Consider the following 18,976-nt stretch of genomic DNA (forward strand, 5'->3'; position numbering starts at 1 on the left):
CCATGAGCACCGACAGCAACGACAGCGACGGTTCTGGAGCGCACTGTTCGACCCCGGACTCCGACGGCGAAGTCGCCGAGGACATCGCCATCGTGGCGTTCGAGCGCAAGATGAGCACCGCGGAAGACATCGTGGCGGGCATCGGCGACCGCTACGACTCCATCGAGATTCTGGAGTACCACGGCGACGTGTTCGCCGAGCACTGGGGCGAGTACGACTGCTTCGTCGGCCTGATGGCCTCGGGCATCGCGATGCGGAAGACCGCCGGCCTGCTCGACGACAAGTGGGACGACCCCGCGGTCGTCGTCGTGGACGAGGAGCTGACGTGGGCGATTCCGCTCACGGGCGGCCACCACGGCGCGAACCAGGTCGCCGACGACCTCGCGTCGATGGGCGCCGTCCCGGCGATGACCACCGCCAGCGAGGCCGCGGGCAAGCAGGGCGTCGAGGAGCGCGCGAAGGCCCTCGACGCGCACGTCGTGAACGGCGACTCGACGGTCGCGACGAACCTCGCGGTCCTCGACGAGAACCTCGGCCCCGTCGCGCGCCTCGACGGTCCCGCGGCCGTGCTCGCCAGCGACGACGTCACCGTCCTGAAGCGCAACAAAGCCGATGGCGTCGTCCTCGGCACCGGCAGCGTCTCCGGCGCGAAGAAGGAACAGTTCCTCGACGCGTGGGCGGCCAGCCTCGAAGGCACGGACTACGACCTCGACGACGTGGAGTTCGTCGCCACGGGCACCCGGAAAGAAGAGGAAGAAGGCCTGCTCGCCGCCGCGGAGGAAGTCGGTCTGGGCGTCGTCTCCTTCGAGAAGGAGACCCTCGAAGAGTACGAGGGGCCGACGCCCTCCCGGTCGAAAGAACTCATCGGCTGGCCGGGCATCGCGGAGGCGTCCGCGATTGCGGGCGGCCGCGAGCACGAACTGCTCGCCGAGAAGGAGCGCCACGACGAGGCGGTAACGGTGGCGGTCGGCAAATGAGTACTGAGACACCCACTGACGCCGACAGCGACGCCGCCACCGCCGCCGACACCAGCGACTACGGCACGCTGTACGTCGTCGGCATCGGTCCGGGGCTCCCGGGCGGGATGACCCAGCGCGCGAAGGACGTGGTCCGGGCGGCGGACTGCGTGGTCGCGTCGAACCTCTACCAGGAGTTCCTGCGGCGGGACGGCACGCTCCCGCCCGAGGACTCCGGCGAGCGCCCCGAGCAGGAGGTCGTTCGCTCGACGATGGGGCGGCAGGTCGAACTCGCGCGCGAGGCGTTCGAGCGCGTGCGGGACGGCGAGGACGTCGCGCACGTCTCCGGCGGCGACCCGAACGTCTACGGCAAGTCCGATCTGGTCTACCTGATGGCCGAGGAGGACGAGGCGTACGACGTCCCCATCGAAATCGTCCCGGGCGTGACGGCGGCACTCGGCGGCGCGGCGAACCTCGGCGCGCCGCTGTCGAACGACTTCTGCACAATCTCGCTGTCGGAGAAGTGGCGCGGCTGGGATGAGATCGAGGAGAAGCTCCGCGCGGCCGCCATCAGCGGGTTCGTCGTCGTCCTCTACAACTGCTGGCGCGACTACGAGCGCGCCGTCCGGGTGCTCCGCGAGGAGCGCGCGGACGACGTGCCCGTCGCCATCATCAACGACGCCGGCCGCGGCGACGCTGGCCGGAACACCGACGGCGAGACGCACACCGTGACGACGCTCGGCGAGGTCGCCGACCACGACGAGAAGGTCGGCGGCATGGGCACCTCGATTCTCGTCGGGAACCACGAGACGGAGGTATGGACTAACGACCACCGCGAACACCTCGTCACCCCGCGCGGCGGGCGTGACGTGGAGGACTTCTGATGAGCACTGACGACACCACCACCGAGACGGAGGAATCGACCAGCAAGTGTGGCGCAGCAAGCACGACCGAGACGAGCAGCGAATCGAAGTGCGGCGCGTCGGCGTCCACATCAACGGAGAGCACGGAGCCGGCAGACTCGTCCAGCGAGTCGAAGTGCGGCGCGAGCAGTTCCGACTCGTCATCGTCCGGTTCGTCGTGCGGCGCCTCGTCGACCAGCACCGAGGAGAAGGTCGGTTCGACCGTCGAGGACTTCGACACCGACCCCGGGAAGCTCACCGCCGTCGGACTGGGTCCGGGCCAGCCCGAGGGGATGACCGACCGCGCGAAGGGCGCGCTGGCGGACGCCGAGCACATCGTCGGGTACACGACGTACATCGACCTCATCCCTGACGACATCACCGACGACGCGGAGGACATCTACGACACGCCGATGTGCGGGGAGGTCTCCCGCACGGAGGAGGCAATCGACCGCGCGCTCGCGGGCAACGACGTCGCCATCGTCGGCAGCGGCGACCCGAACGTCTACGCGCTGGCGGGGCTCGCGCTCGAAATCGTGGAGTCGAAGGGCGCGACGGCCTCCGCGCTGGACTTCGAGGTCGTGCCGGGCGTTCCCGCCGCGCAGTCCTGCGGCGCGCGGCTCGGCGCCCCCCTCGTGAACGACTCCGTGAGCGTCTCTCTGTCCGACCACCTCACGCCGATGCCCGAAATCGAGTCGCGGCTGCACGCGGTCGCCGGCGAAGGGTTCACTATCTCCATCTACAACCCGTGGAGCCGCAAGCGCCGCGAGAACTTCCAGAAGGCCTGCGAGATTCTGCTCGCGCACCGCGACGCGGACACGCCCGTCGGCATCGTCCACGGCGCGGGCCGCGAGGACGAGGAAGTCGAAATCACGACGCTGGGCGAGCTCGAATCGTACGGCGAGACCGACCTCGTGGACATGACCACGACAATCGTCGTCGGGAACGAGGACACGTACGTCTTCGACGACCGGATGGTCACGCCGCGGGGCTACGAGACGAAGTACGACTACTGATGTACCGCGTCACCATCGACCGCGAGGCCTGCGACGGCGTGTTCGCGTGCCTGACGCGGGACCAGCGGTTCGTCGAGGACGACGACGGCCTCGCCACGTTCGACGCGGACGGCGGCACCATCGAGCGGACCGACGAGACCGTCGTCGGGACGTTCGAGGACGAGCGCGTCGCGGACGCCAAGCAGGCCGCGGCGGCGTGCCCGTTCGACGCTATCACCGTCGAAGCGGTGGAGGGAGAGCCGTGAGCACCGACGGCACCGACGTGGACCCGCCGGACTCCGCGCTCGCCGCGTACCCCGAGACGGCGTACTTCTGGGGACACGTCGCCAGCGCGGGCGAACTCAGCGAGTCGTGCGTGACCGTGGAGACGAGCGACGAGGCCGCCGCCGACAAGCTCGCGGCAATCGCGGGCGGGGAGCGCACCGGCCACCGCGTCGAGGAGCGCGAGTACGCCCACGACACCTCGATTACTCGCCGCGAGGACGAGTACACGGTGCAGGTGTTCGGCGGGCTCGCGGCCCGCGCGGCGGCCGCGTTCGGCCTCCCCATCGCGGGCGAAGCGGGCGGCTACCGGCTGGACGCGCTCGCCGCCCACGACCGCCAGCTCCTCCGCGGAATCGTCGAAGCCTGTGGAACGGTCTGCTTCAAGTCCTCGTCGGGAACCGTGGGGCTCTCGTTCGTCCACGAGGACCGCGCGCTCCTCGAAACGGTGCAGACGCTCCTCGACGACGCGCCAGTGGACGCGCCGTACGGCGACCCCTCTGAGGCGTCCTCGGGCTACTACTTCAGCGTCGAGGACGACGCCGTCCCCGAACTCGGCGCGTGGCTCTACGAGGATAGTGGCAAGTCGGGGCTGTTCGCGCCGTCGCGGCGCCGGAAGCTCCGGCGGAGCCTCGAACAGGCCGACGACGTCACCGCCTCGCTGGAGGTCGAACCGTGAGCCGCACCGACGAGCCCGCGGCGAGCCTGAACGACGAGGCCGTCCTGCTGGTCGGCCACGGCTCGCGCCGCGAGGAGTCCAACGAGCAGGTGCGCACGCTCGCCGCGGACCTCGAAGCGCGGCTGGGCGTGCCGGTGGACGCGGGCTTCCTCGAACTCGCGGAGCCGTCGATAGAAGCCGCCATCGACGCGCTCGTGCCCGCCGTCGCCAGCATCTCCGTCGTCCACCTGTCGCTGTTCGCCGCCAGCCACGTCAAGAACGACGTGCCCGCGGCGCTCCGGCAGGCGCGCGCGGAGCACCCCGACGTGAGCTTCGACAACGGCTCGCACCTCGGCGTCCACCCCGCCATCGTGGACCTGCTGGACGACCGCGCCGCGAGCGTGGAAGCCGACCTCGGCGTGGACCGCGAGGCCGACGACGTGGCCGTGGTGCTGTGCGCCCGGGGGTCCAGCGACCCGGACGCGAACGCCGACGTCCACAAGCTCGCGCGCCTGCTCTACGAGGGACGGGAGTTCTCCCGGGTGGACGCGACGTTCATCGGCGTCACGGAGCCGACGCTGGACGAGACGCTCCACGACGTCGCCAAGCACCGCCCGGACGCCGTCGTCGTCGTGCCGTACATGCTCGGCGACGGCGTGCTCACGGGCCGCATCCGCGACGGCGCCGCGGAGTTCGACGACGAGTACCCCTACGTGGACGCGGCCTGCGGCGACCCGCTGGGCACTGACCCCCGGCTGCTGGACGTGCTCGGCGACCGCTGGCAGGAGGCCCGCACGGGCAGCGTTGAGATGTCCTGCGACACCTGCAAGTACAAGGTCGAGCTGGACGGCTACGAGGAGGACGTCGGCGGCGCGAAGGCGATGCTGCGCGCGCTCGACCACCGCGAGGCCCACGCCGACCGCGAGAACGTCGCCGACGACCCCCACGCCCACGACGCGCCCGACAAGCACGTCGCGGTCTGCACGAACCAGACGTGCGCCGCGGACGGCGCGCCCGCCGTCCTCGAACGCCTCCGGCAGGCCGCCCGCGACGCCGACGACGGGAACGTGCGCGTCACGCGCTCGTCCTGCCTCGGCCAGTGCGGCGACGGCCCGAACGTCGCCGTCTACCCGGAGGGCGTCTGGTACCAGCGCGTCCAGCCCGACGACGCCGACCGCATCGTCGCCTCGCACCTCGACAGCGAGCGCATCGTCTCCGACCTCGACTCCCAACTGCTATGACCTGCCACGAACTCGAAGCCCTGCGCCTCGGCCTGCTGAACGTCCTCGGCACCGACGACCGGAGCGCCCGCGAGCACGCCGAGAAGGAACTACAGGGACACCTCGACGGCCCCATCGAGGGGCTGGCGAACGCCGACTCCCTCTCCGAACTCCAGCGGCACCTCGACGCCGCGCTCGTGGACCTCGAAGAGGAGGTCGCCGCGACCGACGAGAGCGACCCCGCGTACGACTACCTCCGCGGCCGCCTCGTCGCGGTGCGTGACGCCGAGCGCTCGCTGGCCCGCGTCGCCGACCACGGCGACTCGCTGCTGGCGGACCTCGGTGAGACCCACCACTCGCTGCACGACGCGTTCCCCGCCGACGAGTAACTGTTCTCTCTCAGCGCTCGTCCCGCGCGGCGCGGACGGCGCCGTCGATTCGCTCCGGCGTCAGCGCGTCCAGCGGCACGCGCTCGCCCCCGGACGCCCGCACCACGTCGCCGACGAGGCCTGCGCGACCTCCATCACCAGCGTCAACGACGAGCACGTTCGCGCCCCTGTCGGCAAGCGCGCTCGCCGCCTCCCGAGTGTCCGCCGTCGGCTGGTCGGTACCCGCGTTCGCGCGGCCGTCCGTGACGACGACCACGACCGCGGCGTCCGGGTCCGCGCGCGCCAGCACGTCGTCGGCGGCGCGCAGGCCCGCGGGCAGCGGCGTGCGGTCGCCCGTCGGCAGCGACTTGAGGTGGCGGGCAGCCAGCGTCACGCTGTCCGTCGGCGGCAACACCACGTCGGCGTCCTCGCCCGCGAACGTCACGACGGCGACCTCGTCGCGGCGCTCGTAGGCGTCCCGCAGGACGTCCAGCGCGACGCCCTTCGCGGCGCGCATCGGCGCGCGCATCGACGCGCTGGCGTCCACCGCGAACACGACGAGCGCGGACGCCGACCCCGCGCGCACCGACTGCCGGAGGTCGCGTTTCTCGACGCCGTCGGCGCCGCGCGCTGCGGCCGCCCGCACCGACGCCGCGGCGTCCACGCTGTCCGTCGCGGACGCGCGCTCGGTCCGCACGCGCGCCCCGCGACCGCTCGCGCTCGGCGTCGCGCTCGCGCCGCCGGTCCCGGAGGAGGTCTCCGCATCGGGCGCGTCCGTCTCGGGCGCTCGCCCCGCCCCCGGGTCGGGCGTCTCCGAGCGCGACTGTCCGGGAACCAGCGGCGCCGCCTCCTCCGAATCCTCGCTCTCGTCCCCGCGCTCTGAGTCGTCGCCGTGGTCGGCCTGCCCGCTATCGCCCTCGCGGTCCTCGCCGGCGCCGTCCGGCTGTGGGGCTGGCGACGACTCGTCGCTGTCCTCGTCCGGTTCGGAGTCCGCGCCCGAGTCGTCGCCTTCTTCGTCCGCGTCGGCGTCGGGGTCGTCAGCGTCGTCGCCCGCGTCGGCGTCCGAGTCGTCGCTGTCGGTGCTCTCCCCGCCGTCCTCGCCGTCGTCGAAGTGGTCGTCTACCACGTCCTCGGGGTCGGGCGCGTCCTCGAAGGGACGGGACTGGAGGCGGTGGGGGAGCGCGAACTCGGCGGCGCGCTGGACGTCGGCCTCTGTGACCGTCGGCCGACCGTCGAGCGCGGCGAGCGTGCGCGCGGCGCGAGCGGTGGCGACGTCCGCGCGGTGGCCGTCTACGCCCGCGTCCCGGCAGAGCTCGGTAATCTCGCGGACGAGCGAGTCCGGGAGGTCCACCTCGGGGAGCAGGTCGCGGGCGTCCAGCAGGCGCTCGCGGACCGCCTGCGTCTGGTCGGCGTAGTCGCCGTCGAAGCCGTCGAGCGCCCGTTCGACGATTTCGGCTCGGTCGTCGAGGTCGTCGCTGCCCGCGACCCCCACTCGGAGCGCGAAGCGGTCGCGGAACTGCGGGCGGAGCTCGCCCTCCTCGGGGTTCATCGTCCCAATCAGGGTGAACTCGGCGGGGTGGGTGACGCTGACGCCGTCGCGTTCGACGCGGTTGACGCCAGCGGCGGCGGCGTCGAGGAGCACGTCCACGAGGTGGTCGTCGAGGAGGTTCACCTCGTCGACGTAGAGGAACCCCCGGTTGGCGGCCGCGAGTAAACCGGGGTTGAACTCGGCGTCGCCGTCGAGGGCGTCCGGCACGGACAGCGAGCCGACGACACGGTCGCGGGACGCGCCCAGCGGGAGCGTGACGAACGGGACCGGTCGCGTCTCGACGGGCGGGTCCGCTCGCGTCCGGCAGTCGGCGCACTGGCTCTCGGGGTCGTCGGGCGGACAGCCGTATGGGCAGTCGGCGACGGCGCGCTGGTCGGGGAGCAGGTCGGCGAGCGCGCGGGCGGCCGTGGACTTCGCGGTGCCCTTCTCGCCGGTCGCGAGGAGGCCGTCGAGGTCGTCGTTGGCGGCGACCGCGAGCAGCGCGTCCTTGAGGTCGCGCTGGCCGACGATGGCCGGGAACGGCGTCGGCGCGCGCCCCGCCTGCGATAGCTTTTTCCCGCTTCCTAGTTCAACCATAGTTGTAATACCGAAATCGGAGTTTAACATACTTATGCCTGAGATTGCACTCTACACCGCGACCGAGAACGAACTCGGCTCGATTCAGGCGGCCGCCGAGCGCGTCGAGGCGGACCTCCTCGCGCGCTCAGAGAGCGACCTCGACGACGACGCCGACGTCGAGGCGTTCGTCGAGGCCGCCGAAGACGCCGACGCCGCCGTGTTCTGGCTGCACGGCGCCAAGGACAGTATGCCCGGCTACGACCGCGCGACCCGCCGGCTCGCGGACGCGGGCGTCCCGCTCGTCGTGAAGTCCACGGGGGACGCGTACGCCGTCGAGGACACCACCGTCGCCGCCGAGGACCGCGAGGCGGTCTACGAGTACCTCGACCGCGGCGGCACGGCGAACGTCGCCAACTGCCTGCGCTTCCTCGCGGACCGCTACTCGTCGGCCGATCTCGCGTACGACGACCCCGTCGCGCTCCCCACAGAGGGCGTCTACCACCCCGACCACCCGGGAGCGAGCTACGAGGAACTCCGCGCGACCTTCGACCCCGACGCGCCGACGGTCGCGGTCTGGTTCTACGAGTCCCACTGGACGCACGAGAACACCCGCTACGTGGACGCGCAGGTGCGCGCGCTCGAAGCGCAGGGCGCGAACGCGCTCCCGGTCTTCTGCAATCCCGCGACGGACACAGACGAACAGGAGGACGCGGAGTGGGTGACGGACGAGTGGCTCATAGAGGATGGCGAGCCGGTCGTGGACGCCGTGCTCTCGTCGTTCATGTTCTCGCTGTCGATGGACGAGCGCGGCCGCTCGGCGTCCGACGAGGGCGACGCCGCGGAGGACGTGTTCCTCGACCGCCTCGGCGTCCCCGTCCTCCAGACCGTCACGACGATGCGCTCGCGCTCGCGGTACGAGTCCGCGGACACGGGCGTGATGGGCTTCGAACTCGCGCTCTCCGTGGCGCTCCCTGAGTTCGACGGCAACGTCATCACGCACCCCATCTCGGGGAAGGAGCGCACCGACGACGAGGTGGACATCGGCTCCGCGCCGAAGCAGCACTTCCCCATCGAGGAGCGGGTCGAGCACGCCGCGAGCCTCGCGGTGAACTGGGCGCGGCTGCGCCACCTCGACAACGACGAGAAGCACGTCGCCGTCGTGCTCCACAACTACCCGCCGAGCGACGACGGCATCGGCACCGCGTTCGGCCTCGACACGCCCGAGAGCACGGTGAATCTGCTGGACGAACTGGACGCGCGCGAGTACGACTTAGGCGGACAGACGCCGCCGGAGGGGCAGGCGCTCATCGAGCAGTTGACCAGTCAGCTCACGCTGGACGACCGCTGGGTCGCGCCCGAAGACGTCCGCAAGCACAGCGTCGACGTGGTCTCGACCGACGAGTACGCCGAGTGGTGGGCGGACGCCGACCCGGACTTCCGCGAGAACGTCGTCGCGGAGTGGGGCGACCCGCCCGAGCGCCCGTTCGCGATTCCGGGCGTCGAGTACGGGAACGTGCTCGTCACCGTCCAGCCGCCCCGTGGGTTCGGCATGGACCCGGAGAAAGTCTACCACGACAGCGACCTCCAGCCGCCCCACGACTACTACGCGTTCTACGCGTGGCTCCGCGAGGACTTCGACGCGGACGCCGTCGTCCACCTCGGCACGCACGGCAGTCTGGAGTGGCTACCCGGGAAGACGGTCGGCCTCGATTCGGCGAGCGCGCCGGACGCGCTGCTCGGCGACCTGCCGAACGTCTACCCGTACATCGTCAACAACCCCGGCGAGGGCACGCAGGCCAAGCGCCGGTCGTACGCCGCAGTCGTGGACTACCTCACGCCCGTGATGAGCAACGCGGGCACGTACGACGAACTCGCCGAACTCGAAGAGCTGGCGTCTCGCTACCGGGCAGCCGGCACCGGCTCCGGGGCAGACAGCGAGGAACACCTCGCGGAGCGCATCCGCGGACTCGTCGACGAACTCGACCTCGCGGTCGAACTCGGGGTCGAGGGAGAAATCGAGGAGAAGGCGGACGTGCGCGGCCCCGAGGAAGCCGGCACGTCGCTCGCGGAGGGCGACGTGTCTGGTGACGACGTGGGCATCGAGGAGCTGGTCGAGCGCGTCCACGAGTACGTGACCGACGTGAAGACGACCCAGATTCGGCTGGGGCTCCACACGATGGGCGAACCGCCGGCGGGCGACCGCCTCGTGGAGTACCTCGTGGCGCTCACGCGCCTCGAAAATCCGGGCGCGCCGTCGCTCCGGGAGAGCGTCGCGGGCGTACTCGGTGTCGATTACGAGACGATGCTGGACTCCCCGGGAACGTACAGCGAAGAGCTGGGGATGACGTACGCGGAGGCCGCCGACGAGGTGTACGAGACGAGTGTGGACCTCGTGGAGACGCTCGCCGCCGAGGGTTTCGACGTGCCGGCGTCGAACGTCGAAGCCGGCGCGGACGACGAGGTGAACATGAACCTCCTCGTCGTGGACATCGACACGCTCGGGGACGCACGGGCGAAGTCCGGGGCGCACGACGACCTGCGCGAAGTCCTGCGATTCATCTGCGAGGAGGCCGCGCCGCGGGTGTTCGGCGCCGAATCGGAGATCCCGCAGACCGCGGACGCGCTGAACGGCGAGTACGTCGAACCGGGCGGGAGCGGCGCGCCGACGCGCGGCGGCGTGGACCTCCTGCCCACTGGACGGAACTTCTACACGCTGGACCCGCGGAAGGTGCCCGCGAAGACAGCGTGGGACGTGGGGAAGGAAGTCGCAGACGGCATCGCACAGCGCCACCGCGACGAGGAGGGCGAGTACCCCGAGGAGGTCGGGGTCGTCGCGTGGGGGACGCCGACCGTCCGCACGCGCGGGGAGACCATCGCGCAGGCGCTCGGTCTGCTGGGCGTCCGGCCGGTGTGGACCGACGCCGGGCGCGTGGACGACGTGGAACCGATTCCCCTGGACGAACTCGGCCGGCCCAGAATCGACGTGACGACGCGCGTCTCGGGGCTGTTCCGGGACGCGTTCCCGCAGGCGGCGGGCGTGATTCACGACGCCGTGGAGGCGGTCGCGGACCTCGACGAACCCCACGAGCAGAACTACGTGAAGAAGCACGTCGAGGAGGACGCCGAAGAACTCGAAGCACAGGGCGTCGAGAACCCCGAGAAAGCCGCCAAACACCGCGTGTTCACGACCCGGCCGGGCGGCTACGGCGCGGGGACGAACAAGGCCGTCGACGAGGGCGAGTGGGACGACCGCTCGGACCTCGCGGCGGTGTACGTCCAGTGGGGCGGCTACGCGATGGGGTCGCGAGGCCGCGTCTCGGAAGCCCACGACGCATTCGAGCGCCGCCTCGGGAACGTCGACGCCACCGCCAAAATCGAGGACACGATGGAGCAAGACGAGTTCGACTCCTCTGACTGGTACGCGTTCCACGGCGGCTTCATCACGGCCGTCGCGGAGGAGTCCGGCGAGGAGCCCGCGTCGTACGTCGGGGACTCCAGCGACCCGGACAACGTGGACGTCTACACGAACGAGGAGAAAGTCCGGAAGGCGATGCGCGCGCGCGTACTGAACCCCGAGTGGCTGGACTCGATGGAGGAGCACGGCTACAAGGGCGCCGGCGACCTCTCCTCGACGGTGGACGTGACGCTCGGCTGGGACGCCACCACCGGCGTCGTCTCGGACAGTCTCTGGGAGGAAGTCGCCGAGCAGTACGCCTTCGACGAGGAGCGCCAGGAGTGGATGCGGGACGTCAATCCGTGGGCGCTGGACTCCATCACGGACACCCTGCTGGAGGCCATCGAGCGCGGCCTCTGGGACGCCGACGACGAGACGGCAGAGCGCCTGCGCGACCTGAATCTGCAGGTGGAGGGCGACTTGGAGGCCAGGGCTAGCGACTCCCCGGCCGTGACTCAGGAGGTGTCCTCGGATGACGACTGACGGCGACTTCGAGGCGTACGCGGACCTCGGCGCGACCACGGAGAACGCGATGGACATCGCGGAGACGAGCATGGACCGCGTGCGCGAGCTCGTGCCCGACGAGACGCTCGCGGACCGCGTGCGACAGAAGTCCGTCCACGCGACCGGCGACCCCGAGTTCCAGCACCTCGTGCGGTTCACGGGCGGCGACGACTCCGAGGCCGTCCGCGCGGGCGCTCGAGCGGTCCTCGACGAGGCGCCCATCGTGACGGACATCACGATGGTCAAAGCCGGAATCACGGGCCGCGGCCACGACTGCGAGGTGCGGAAGGCCATCGGCAACGGCGCCGACCTCGCCGCGGAGACGGGGATGACCCGCACGGCCGCGTCCGTGCTCGAACTCGACAAGGAGGACGTCTACGACGGCGCCATCGCCGTGGTCGGGAACGCGCCGACGGCGGCGCTCGCTCTCGCAGACTGCATCGAGGACGGCACCCGGCCCGCAGTCGTCGTCGCGACGCCCGTCGGCTTCGTGAAGGCCGCCGAGAGCCGCAAGCGGCTCCGCGAGGTCGCCGCGGAACACGGCGTGCCCGCCATCACGAACGTCGGGCGGCGCGGCGGCAGCGGGCTCGCCGCCGGGCTGACGAACGAGCTGATTCACGTCGCCAGCGACGCCCGCGACGGCGACGCCTCCCTCGAATCGTGAGCGACGACTACGACCTCGATTCGGGGCCGGACCCGGCGGCGTTCGCGGCCAGCGAGCCGGAACCCGACTTCGGGACCGAGGCGGTCGTCCACGCGGTCGGCGTCGGCCCCGGGAACCCCGAGTTCCTGACGCCGCGCGGCGAGCGCGCCATCCGGGAGGCCGACGTCGTGGTCGGATTCGAGACGGTCGTGGAGTTCGTCGCCGACCGCACGGACGCCGACCTGTTGACGTGTGGCTACCGCGACGAGGGCGAGACGCTGGCGGCGTTCGCGGAGCACGTCGCGGCCGGCGAGAGCGGGACGGCGGTGCTGATGGGCGACCCGAACCACTCGGGCTACCAGTTCCTCGGGAAGGTCGAGCGCGCGGTCGAGGCGCCCGTGCGCGTGGTCCCGGGCATCTCGTCGCTCCAGGTGGCGGCGAGTCGGGCGCGCACGCCGATGGAGGACACGGAGTTCGTCACGCTCCACAAGAGCGGCGACCTCACCGACGACCTCGCCCGACTCCGCGACGCGGTGGGCGAGCGCCACCTGCTCGTGCTGCCGCGGCCGTTCGACCTGATGCCCGGGGACGTCGCCGCCGACCTGCTCGAAGCGGGCGCCGACCCGGACCTGTCGGCGCTCGTGCTGGAGAAACTGACCCACGACGACGAAGCGATTACGCGGACGACGCTCGGCGACCTCGCCGCGCACGCCGGCGAGGAGACGCCGTTCTCGGACCTGACGGTGCTGGCCGTTCGACGCGAGTAGCCGCCGTCAGTCTCGGCCGGCAATCGCTTCGAGCGCGGCGAGCACCCGCCACGCGAAGTAGCCGACGCCGACCAGCAGCGCGGGCAGGACGCCGAGCAGCGGCTGGTGAGCGATTACCAGCGAGTACGCGAACACGGCCACGAGGAGGGCGACGATGGCGACGGTCCACGAGCGGGGGAGGGACGGTGGCGAGTAGTCGGACACACGCGCAGTTCCGCGAGAAGTGACGTAATGGTTACGCGTATTTGCAGTGCGCGTGATGTCCGGTCAGCGCCTCACGCGAAGAGCGCGACGCCGACCACGCCGGCGAGCGCGAGCGCCAGCGAGAAGCAAATGAACAGCAGGCGGCGCGGCCCGCCGGCCTCGGTTGGCGCGGACAGAATCTGGTCGTCGCTGGCCACGACCTCGGGCGTCTCGGAGTTCTCGTTGATGCTGGTGGTGCCGGCGAGCAGCGCGACGGCGGTGAGCCCGCCGAACGCGTAGACGAACGCGGGCATCGTGAGCGGGAGCGACTGCGAGGCGGCGACGGCGTACCCGAGCGCGGCGACGACGGCGGCCGCGGCGCCGCCGTAGAGGGCGGGCGAGAGCAGGGCGCGGAGGTCCATATTTCCGCGTAGAAACGTCAACGTAAAAAGTTGTGTGGTGGACCGACCGGCGACCGTTAGCGGCCGTCGCCGTCGGCGGCGAACGCGGCGGCGTCGGCGGTCAGCGACGCCTCGAAGGTCGCGGCGCCGTCGCGGTCGGCGAGCACGCGCCGCTGGGCGAGCTGGGCTTCGACGGCGTCCGTGAGGCGGGGGTGGGCGCCGAGCGGGTCGGCGTACGCGAGGCCGCCGCGGTCGAGTTCGAGGCGCTCGGGGATGTCGCGGTCGGTGGCGTCGCCGCCCGCGACGAACAGCGGGACGGCGACGGCGTCGTCGGCGTCGAGGTTGTAGCGCAGGCACTCCGCGGCGGGGTTCTGGACGAGGTAGCTGGTGGCGACGTCGTCGTAGTCGCCGTTCGCGCGGAGGCGGGCGGCGTGGTACTCCGCGACCTGTCGGTGGTAGGGGCGGGAGCTGGCGCCGAGCGCGACGAGGCCGAGCGCCTCGGGGGTTCCGTCGGCGGCTTCCGTGGCGCGGTCGCGGAGCGCGTCGGTCACGGCGGGACTGCGACAGACTGGCTCGCAGTAGTGGACGGCCGCGTCGAGGCAGTCGAGCGCGGCGGGGACGCCGACCGTGGTCTCGCGGCCGTGGGCGGCGGTCATCGGGACGGCGAACGCGCGGTCGGCGTCGACGGCCGCGAGCTGGTCGCGGAGGTCCCGCCGGGGCTCGTGGCGGAAGTGGCAGGCGTGGACCGCGTCCGCGACGCCGCAGTCGCGCAGGCGGCTGGCGTGGGTGGCGAGCGTTTCGCGGGCGTGGGGCGTGTCCCGGCCGAGCAGGACGAGAGCGTCGCGTGTCATGGTAGTAAAGTTGGATTGTTCTAACCCAACTCGGTTTGCATAACGTCGCGGGCCGCCTCCCCTAATAGCTTGCGCTGGCCGCGCCGAACGAAGCCACCGCTGACGAACCCGACCGCTGAATTAAAGTTCGCTTGTGCTTTCTCGGAGAACGTGTCCGACACGCAGACGCTGTTCGCGCTCGTCGCCGGCGCCACCGAGACGGCGGCCATCGACGGCATCAGCGCCGCCGGCGCCGACCCCGCGCTGATGGCGCACACGCCCAGCGCGGACGCCGAAATCCTCGCGTACGGCCGACCCGTGCGAGCGCCGATCGTCCCCGTCAGCCCCTCCGGGTGCCCGACGCCCGCGGTCGTCACGCGCGCCGCCCGCGAGCGCGTGGACTTCGAGAGCGTCGTCGTCGACGCCGGCCTCGCAGAGCCCACTGGCGCGCCCACCGTCGACGTCGGTGCGGCGCCCGGCGGCGACGTCCACGACCCCGAACCCGTTCCCGACGCCGGAGGCATCTTCGCCGACGCGCGCCGCTTCGGCGCCGACCTCCCCGCCGAGAGGCTCGTCCTCGCGGAGACGATTCCCGGCGGCACCACCACCGCGATGGGCGTCCTCGCCGCGCTCGGCGAGCGCCGCGCAGTCTCCTCCTCGCTCCCCGAGAACCCCCTCGAACTCAAGCGCGAGGTCGTTGACAAGGGCCTCGACGCCAGCGGCCTCGCACGCGGCGACCTCGCCGGCCAGCCCACCGACGCGGTCCGGCAGATGGGCGACCCCGTGCTCGCTACCGTCGCCGGCCTCGCCGTCGGCGCGCTCGAAGCCGGCACCGACGTGCTGCTCGCGGGCGGCACCCAGCTCGCCACCGCGGGCGCGCTCGTCCGCCACGCCGGCCTCACCGCGGACCTCGAACTCGCGACCACGTCGTTCGTCGCGGCCGACGACTCCGCGGACGTGCGCGCGCTCGCCTCGGAAAACGACCTCGCGCTCACCGTCACCGACCCCGGATTCGACGCCCGCGACGACCACCCCGCGATGGCCGCGTACCTCGCCGGAGAAGCCAAGGAGGGCGTCGGGATGGGCGGCGCGCTCGCGCTCGCCGACGAGGCCGGCGTCGGAATGGACGCGGTCCGGGACGCCGTCGGAGACGTCTACGACCGGGTGACCGGGGAGGCCGCGCCGTGAAGGGCGTCGTCCTCGGCGGCACGGCCTCCGGCGTCGGGAAGACCGTCGCGACGCTGGCGGTCCTTCGCGCGCTCGAAACAGCGGGCTACGACCCCCAGCCGGCGAAGGCCGGCCCGGACTTCATCGACCCGAGCCACCACGAGCCGGTCGCCGGGAAGCCCTCGCGCTCGCTGGACCCGTGGCTCTCCGGCGGCGAGGGCGTGCGCGGGAACTACTACCGCGGCGACGGCGACGTCTGCGTCGTCGAGGGGATGATGGGGCTGTACGACGGAAGCGTCGCCAGCACCGCGGGCGTCGCCGAAGCGCTGGACCTCCCGGTCGTGCTCGTCGTGGACGCGAGCGCGGGGATGCAGAGCGTCGGCGCGACCGCGCTGGGCTTCCGCGAGTACGCCGCGGAAGCCGGCTACGACGTGGACGTGGTCGGCGTGCTCGCCCAGCGCGCGCACGGCGGCCGCCACGCCGACGGCGTCCGCGACGCGCTCCCCGACGGCGTCGCGTACCTCGGCCGGATTCCGCCCAGCGAGGGCCTCGACGTCCCGGACCGCCACCTCGGTCTCCTGATGGGCGACGAGGCGTCCGTGGATGCGGCGGCCATAGACGCGGCCGCCGAGCACGTCGATGCCGAACAGATTGCCGAACTCGCACGGGAGCCGCCGCGACCAGACCCGGAACCGACGCGCGCCGAGACCGGCAAGCGCGTCGCTGTCGCCGCGGACGCGGCGTTCTGCTTCGAGTACCCGGCGACCCGGGAGCGCCTCCGCGAGCGCGCGGACGTGGTGCCGTTCTCGCCGGTCGCGGGCGACGACCTGCCCGACTGCGACGGCGTCTACCTCCCGGGCGGGTACCCCGAACTCCACGCCGAGGCGCTCGCCGCGTCGCCCGCGCTCGACGCGCTCGCGGAGCGGGCGGCCGACGGCCTGCCCGTGTTCGGCGAGTGCGGGGGATTCATCGCGCTCGCGGAGTCACTGACGACGACCGACGGCGAGACGCACGAGATGGCGGGCGTGCTTCCCGCGGACGTGACGATGCGCGAGCGCTATCAGGCGCTCGACCACGTGGAACTCCGCGTTCGCGGCGACGTGCTCACCGCGAACGCGGGCGAACGGCTCCGCGGGCACGAATTCCACTACTCCGAGGCGGACGTGGCCGGCGACGCGCGGTTCGCGTTCGACGTCGAGCGCGGTAGCGGCATCACCGACGAGCGGGACGGACTGACCGAGTACCGGACGCTGGGCACGTACGCCCACGTCCACGCCGACAGCGGCGCCTTCGACGCATTCATCGAGAACCTATGACCGACCAACCCGACGACAGCGACGAGCAGGCCGACCAGCACGCGCGAACACCCGGGAAGGGCCGGACGCCGACCGCGCGCGAGATTACGCCGACCGCGCCCGAGGAGTTCGGGCTCGTGCAGGTCTGGTGGGGCGACGGCAAGGGCAAGACGACCGCGGCGCTCGGGATGGGGTTCCGGGCGGCCGGGCACGGTCACCGCGTCCACCTCCTCCAGTTCATGAAGGGCGGCACCGCCAGCGTCGAGGACGTCCGCGGCGAGTACAACGCCATCGCGGAGATGCCGGGGTTCACGTACGAGAACTCCGGACACTACGGCTGGCACGGCTTCCTCGACGGCAGCGACGACGACGAACACCGGGCGCGCGCGCAGGGCGGGCTCTCCCGCGCCCGCGACGTCGTCGATGCCAGCGACGCCGACGGCGAACTGCCACTGGACGGCCCCGCCGAGGACGGCGTCCACATGCTGATTCTGGACGAAATCCTGTACGCCGCGAACCGCGGCCTCGTCGACCCCGAGGACATCGTTTCGCTCGTCGAGGACAAGCCCGAGAACCTCGAACTCGTGCTGACGGGCGGCCACGACGAACCCGCGTTCGCGACCGAGCGCGCGGACCTCGTGAGCGAGGTGCGCAAGCGGACCCACCCAATCGACGCGGGCCAGCGCGCCCGCAAGGGAACCGAGTACTGATGGCCGACGCCCGCACGCTGCTGGTCGCGGGGACGGCCTCCCACGTCGGCAAGAGCACCGTCGCCGCGGGGCTCTGCCGCCACCTCGCGGATTCGGGGGTGTCGGTCGCGCCGTTCAAGGCCCAGAACATGAGCAACAACGCGCGCGCTGTCCCCGCATCGGAGGCGGCGGCCGCCGCGTGGGGCGAAATCGGCGTCTCCCAGTACGTGCAAGCGAGAGCCGCCCGCGTCCCCGCGAGCACGGACCACAACCCTGTGCTCCTGAAGCCCCGCGGGGACGCCGAGAGCCAGCTCGTCCTCGATGGGCAGGCGGCCGGACACTACGCCGCCGGCGACTATTACGACGAGCACTGGGCGGACGCCCGCGAGACTGCGGAAGCCGCCCACGGGCGCCTCGCCGCCGACCACGACGTGATTGTCGCGGAGGGCGCGGGCAGCATCGCGGAAGTCAACTTCCACGACCGCGACCTCGCGAACGTCGAGACGGCGAGGCTGGCCGACGCGGACGTCCTCGTCGTCGTGGACATCGAGCGCGGCGGCGCGTTCGCCAGCCTCTACGGCACGCTCGAACTGCTCCCCGACGACGTCCGGGAGCGCGTCGCCGGTGCGATAATCACGAAGTTCCGCGGCGACCCCGCGCTGCTCGAACCGGGCATCGAGGAAATCGAGGAGCGCACGGGCGTCCCGATTTTGGGCGTGGTCCCCTACGACGACCCCGGGCTCCCCGCGGAGGACAGCCTCTCGCTCCCGGACGAGGGGCGAGCAGTCTTCGGCAGCGACGCCCCCAACGAGCGGAGCGTCACGGTCGCCGTCCCGCGGCTGCCCCGCATCTCGAACTTCACGGACCTCGAACCGCTCGCCCGCGTCCCCGGCGTCCGCGTCGCGTACGTCCCGCCGGAAAGCGAGTTGGACGACGCGGACGCGGTCGTGCTCCCGGGCACGAAGAACACGGTAGACGACCTCCGAGAGTTGCGCGCCGCGGGGTTCGGCGCCGAACTCCGGGCGTTCGACGGTCCCGTGGTCGGCCTCTGCGGCGGCTACCAGCTGCTCGGCGAGCGCGTCGCGAACGCGGGCGTCGAGTCCACCGACGACCTCGACGCTATCGAGGGGTTCGGACTGTTGCCCGTCGAGACGGTGTTCCGCGAGGACAAGCGCGTCGAAGCCGTCACACGAGAACTTGACGGCGTGGGGCCGCTCGCCGGCGCGAGCGGCGAGGTGTCGGGCTACGAGATTCACATGGGCCGCACCGACGTCCCCGAGTCGCTACCGAACCCGGTGGGGCCGACGAGCGCCGCGACCGACCGCGTGCTCGGCACGTACCTCCACGGGCTGTTCGAGAACGAGAACGCGCGAGAGGCGTTCGTGGACGCCGTCTACGAGCATGCGGGCCGCGAGCGCCCCGACGCGGACGAGGACCGACGGTCGCCGTACGACGCGGCCGCGGACCTCGTGCGCGAGCACGTCGACCTCGCCACGCTGGACCTCCCCGCGTAGCCACCGACCGATTCAAGTCCACTTGCAGTAAGTAACCCACA

The 18,976-nt window shown here is 71.8% G+C and carries 18 protein-coding genes; 14 read left to right on the forward strand and 4 right to left on the reverse strand.

Translation table 11 applies throughout. The features are described 5' to 3' along the window. Positions 1–2: 2 nt before the first annotated feature. Genes cbiG through ABSL23_RS14355 form a run of 7 tightly spaced genes read left to right on the forward strand, consistent with a single transcriptional unit; the run spans position 3 to position 5,402 of the window. Positions 3–977 (forward strand): cobalt-precorrin 5A hydrolase, encoded by a 975-nt coding sequence (gene cbiG, locus ABSL23_RS14325; protein WP_353634230.1) that lies wholly within the window; start codon positions 3–5, stop codon positions 975–977. Next, a complete protein-coding gene (locus ABSL23_RS14330) occupies positions 974–1,840 on the forward strand; it encodes an SAM-dependent methyltransferase (protein ID WP_353634231.1) in 867 nt (288 codons plus the stop codon). Before cbiG ends, ABSL23_RS14330 begins: the two co-directional genes overlap by 4 nt. Continuing rightward, positions 1,840–2,874, forward strand: a complete 1,035-nt coding sequence (gene cobJ, locus ABSL23_RS14335) for a precorrin-3B C(17)-methyltransferase (RefSeq protein WP_353634232.1) — start codon at positions 1,840–1,842, stop codon at positions 2,872–2,874. Before ABSL23_RS14330 ends, cobJ begins: the two co-directional genes overlap by 1 nt. Beyond that, positions 2,874–3,119, forward strand: a complete 246-nt coding sequence (locus ABSL23_RS14340) for a ferredoxin (RefSeq protein WP_353634233.1) — start codon at positions 2,874–2,876, stop codon at positions 3,117–3,119. The genes cobJ and ABSL23_RS14340 overlap by 1 nt, the downstream gene beginning before the upstream one ends. After that, on the forward strand, positions 3,116–3,814 hold the full coding sequence (locus ABSL23_RS14345) for a cobalamin biosynthesis protein (protein WP_353634234.1): 699 nt from the start codon (positions 3,116–3,118) through the stop codon (positions 3,812–3,814). The genes ABSL23_RS14340 and ABSL23_RS14345 overlap by 4 nt, the downstream gene beginning before the upstream one ends. Further along, the gene (locus tag ABSL23_RS14350; RefSeq protein WP_353634235.1) at positions 3,811–5,034 is read left to right on the forward strand and encodes a CbiX/SirB N-terminal domain-containing protein; all 1,224 of its coding nucleotides are present in this window, start codon (positions 3,811–3,813) and stop codon (positions 5,032–5,034) included. The genes ABSL23_RS14345 and ABSL23_RS14350 overlap by 4 nt, the downstream gene beginning before the upstream one ends. Beyond that, complete coding sequence (locus ABSL23_RS14355) at positions 5,031–5,402, forward strand: DUF3209 family protein (protein ID WP_353634236.1); 372 nt, start codon at positions 5,031–5,033, stop codon at positions 5,400–5,402. The genes ABSL23_RS14350 and ABSL23_RS14355 overlap by 4 nt, the downstream gene beginning before the upstream one ends. A gap of 10 nt (positions 5,403–5,412) precedes the next feature. On the opposite strand, the gene ABSL23_RS14360 is transcribed toward ABSL23_RS14355, so the two are convergent. Beyond that, on the reverse strand, positions 5,413–7,506 hold the full coding sequence (locus ABSL23_RS14360) for a VWA domain-containing protein (RefSeq protein WP_353634237.1): 2,094 nt from the start codon (positions 7,504–7,506) through the stop codon (positions 5,413–5,415). A gap of 34 nt (positions 7,507–7,540) precedes the next feature. On the opposite strand from ABSL23_RS14360, the gene cobN reads away from it, so the two are divergent. The 3 genes from cobN to ABSL23_RS14375 are packed head-to-tail and all read left to right on the forward strand — an operon-like array spanning position 7,541 to position 12,856. Beyond that, positions 7,541–11,425: a cobaltochelatase subunit CobN gene (cobN, locus tag ABSL23_RS14365; RefSeq protein ID WP_353634238.1), complete on the forward strand. Its 3,885-nt coding sequence runs from the start codon at positions 7,541–7,543 to the stop codon at positions 11,423–11,425. Beyond that, a complete protein-coding gene (locus tag ABSL23_RS14370) occupies positions 11,415–12,110 on the forward strand; it encodes a precorrin-8X methylmutase (protein WP_353634239.1) in 696 nt (231 codons plus the stop codon). The genes cobN and ABSL23_RS14370 overlap by 11 nt, the downstream gene beginning before the upstream one ends. Further along, positions 12,107–12,856, forward strand: a complete 750-nt coding sequence (locus ABSL23_RS14375) for a cobalt-precorrin-7 (C(5))-methyltransferase (protein WP_353634240.1) — start codon at positions 12,107–12,109, stop codon at positions 12,854–12,856. Before ABSL23_RS14370 ends, ABSL23_RS14375 begins: the two co-directional genes overlap by 4 nt. Before the next feature lie 6 nt (positions 12,857–12,862). Here the strand turns inward: ABSL23_RS14375 and ABSL23_RS14380 are convergent, their stop codons facing one another. From ABSL23_RS14380 to ABSL23_RS14390, 3 genes are all read right to left on the reverse strand, one after another. Then, entirely contained in the window at positions 12,863–13,060 is a 198-nt protein-coding gene (locus ABSL23_RS14380) for a hypothetical protein (protein WP_353634241.1), read from the reverse strand. A 71-nt stretch (positions 13,061–13,131) separates the two neighbouring features. Then, a complete protein-coding gene (locus tag ABSL23_RS14385; protein ID WP_059057310.1) occupies positions 13,132–13,461 on the reverse strand; it encodes a hypothetical protein in 330 nt (109 codons plus the stop codon). A gap of 56 nt (positions 13,462–13,517) precedes the next feature. After that, on the reverse strand, positions 13,518–14,291 hold the full coding sequence (locus ABSL23_RS14390) for a sirohydrochlorin chelatase (protein WP_353634242.1): 774 nt from the start codon (positions 14,289–14,291) through the stop codon (positions 13,518–13,520). Between the two features lie 150 nt (positions 14,292–14,441). On the opposite strand from ABSL23_RS14390, the gene ABSL23_RS14395 reads away from it, so the two are divergent. The 4 genes from ABSL23_RS14395 to ABSL23_RS14410 are packed head-to-tail and all read left to right on the forward strand — an operon-like array spanning position 14,442 to position 18,935. Then, positions 14,442–15,458 (forward strand): nicotinate-nucleotide--dimethylbenzimidazole phosphoribosyltransferase, encoded by a 1,017-nt coding sequence (locus ABSL23_RS14395; protein WP_353634243.1) that lies wholly within the window; start codon positions 14,442–14,444, stop codon positions 15,456–15,458. After that, a complete protein-coding gene (locus ABSL23_RS14400; protein ID WP_353634244.1) occupies positions 15,455–16,753 on the forward strand; it encodes a cobyrinic acid a,c-diamide synthase in 1,299 nt (432 codons plus the stop codon). Before ABSL23_RS14395 ends, ABSL23_RS14400 begins: the two co-directional genes overlap by 4 nt. After that, a complete protein-coding gene (locus ABSL23_RS14405) occupies positions 16,750–17,442 on the forward strand; it encodes a cob(I)yrinic acid a,c-diamide adenosyltransferase (RefSeq protein ID WP_353634245.1) in 693 nt (230 codons plus the stop codon). Before ABSL23_RS14400 ends, ABSL23_RS14405 begins: the two co-directional genes overlap by 4 nt. Then, entirely contained in the window at positions 17,442–18,935 is a 1,494-nt protein-coding gene (locus ABSL23_RS14410) for a cobyric acid synthase (protein WP_353634246.1), read from the forward strand. The genes ABSL23_RS14405 and ABSL23_RS14410 overlap by 1 nt, the downstream gene beginning before the upstream one ends. Positions 18,936–18,976: the final 41 nt, after the last annotated feature.

The organism is Halobacterium sp. NMX12-1 (assembly GCF_040435975.1).
GTDB classification, from domain to species: domain Archaea; phylum Halobacteriota; class Halobacteria; order Halobacteriales; family Halobacteriaceae; genus Halobacterium; species Halobacterium hubeiense.

Bases quoted from the DNA above. Each gene is read 5' to 3' on its own strand.
- ABSL23_RS14330 (WP_353634231.1), top strand. From the start codon at position 974: ATGAGTACTGAGACACCCACTGACGCCGACAGCGACGCCGCCACCGCC.
- ABSL23_RS14385 (WP_059057310.1), bottom strand. From the start codon at position 13,461: ATGGACCTCCGCGCCCTGCTCTCGCCCGCCCTCTACGGCGGCGCCGCG.
- cobN (WP_353634238.1), top strand. From the start codon at position 7,541: ATGCCTGAGATTGCACTCTACACCGCGACCGAGAACGAACTCGGCTCG.
- ABSL23_RS14355 (WP_353634236.1), top strand. From the start codon at position 5,031: ATGACCTGCCACGAACTCGAAGCCCTGCGCCTCGGCCTGCTGAACGTC.
- cobJ (WP_353634232.1), top strand. From the start codon at position 1,840: ATGAGCACTGACGACACCACCACCGAGACGGAGGAATCGACCAGCAAG.
- ABSL23_RS14360 (WP_353634237.1), bottom strand. From the start codon at position 7,506: ATGGTTGAACTAGGAAGCGGGAAAAAGCTATCGCAGGCGGGGCGCGCG.
- ABSL23_RS14405 (WP_353634245.1), top strand. From the start codon at position 16,750: ATGACCGACCAACCCGACGACAGCGACGAGCAGGCCGACCAGCACGCG.
- ABSL23_RS14390 (WP_353634242.1), bottom strand. From the start codon at position 14,291: ATGACACGCGACGCTCTCGTCCTGCTCGGCCGGGACACGCCCCACGCC.
- cbiG (WP_353634230.1), top strand. From the start codon at position 3: ATGAGCACCGACAGCAACGACAGCGACGGTTCTGGAGCGCACTGTTCG.
- ABSL23_RS14370 (WP_353634239.1), top strand. From the start codon at position 11,415: ATGACGACTGACGGCGACTTCGAGGCGTACGCGGACCTCGGCGCGACC.
- ABSL23_RS14340 (WP_353634233.1), top strand. From the start codon at position 2,874: ATGTACCGCGTCACCATCGACCGCGAGGCCTGCGACGGCGTGTTCGCG.
- ABSL23_RS14410 (WP_353634246.1), top strand. From the start codon at position 17,442: ATGGCCGACGCCCGCACGCTGCTGGTCGCGGGGACGGCCTCCCACGTC.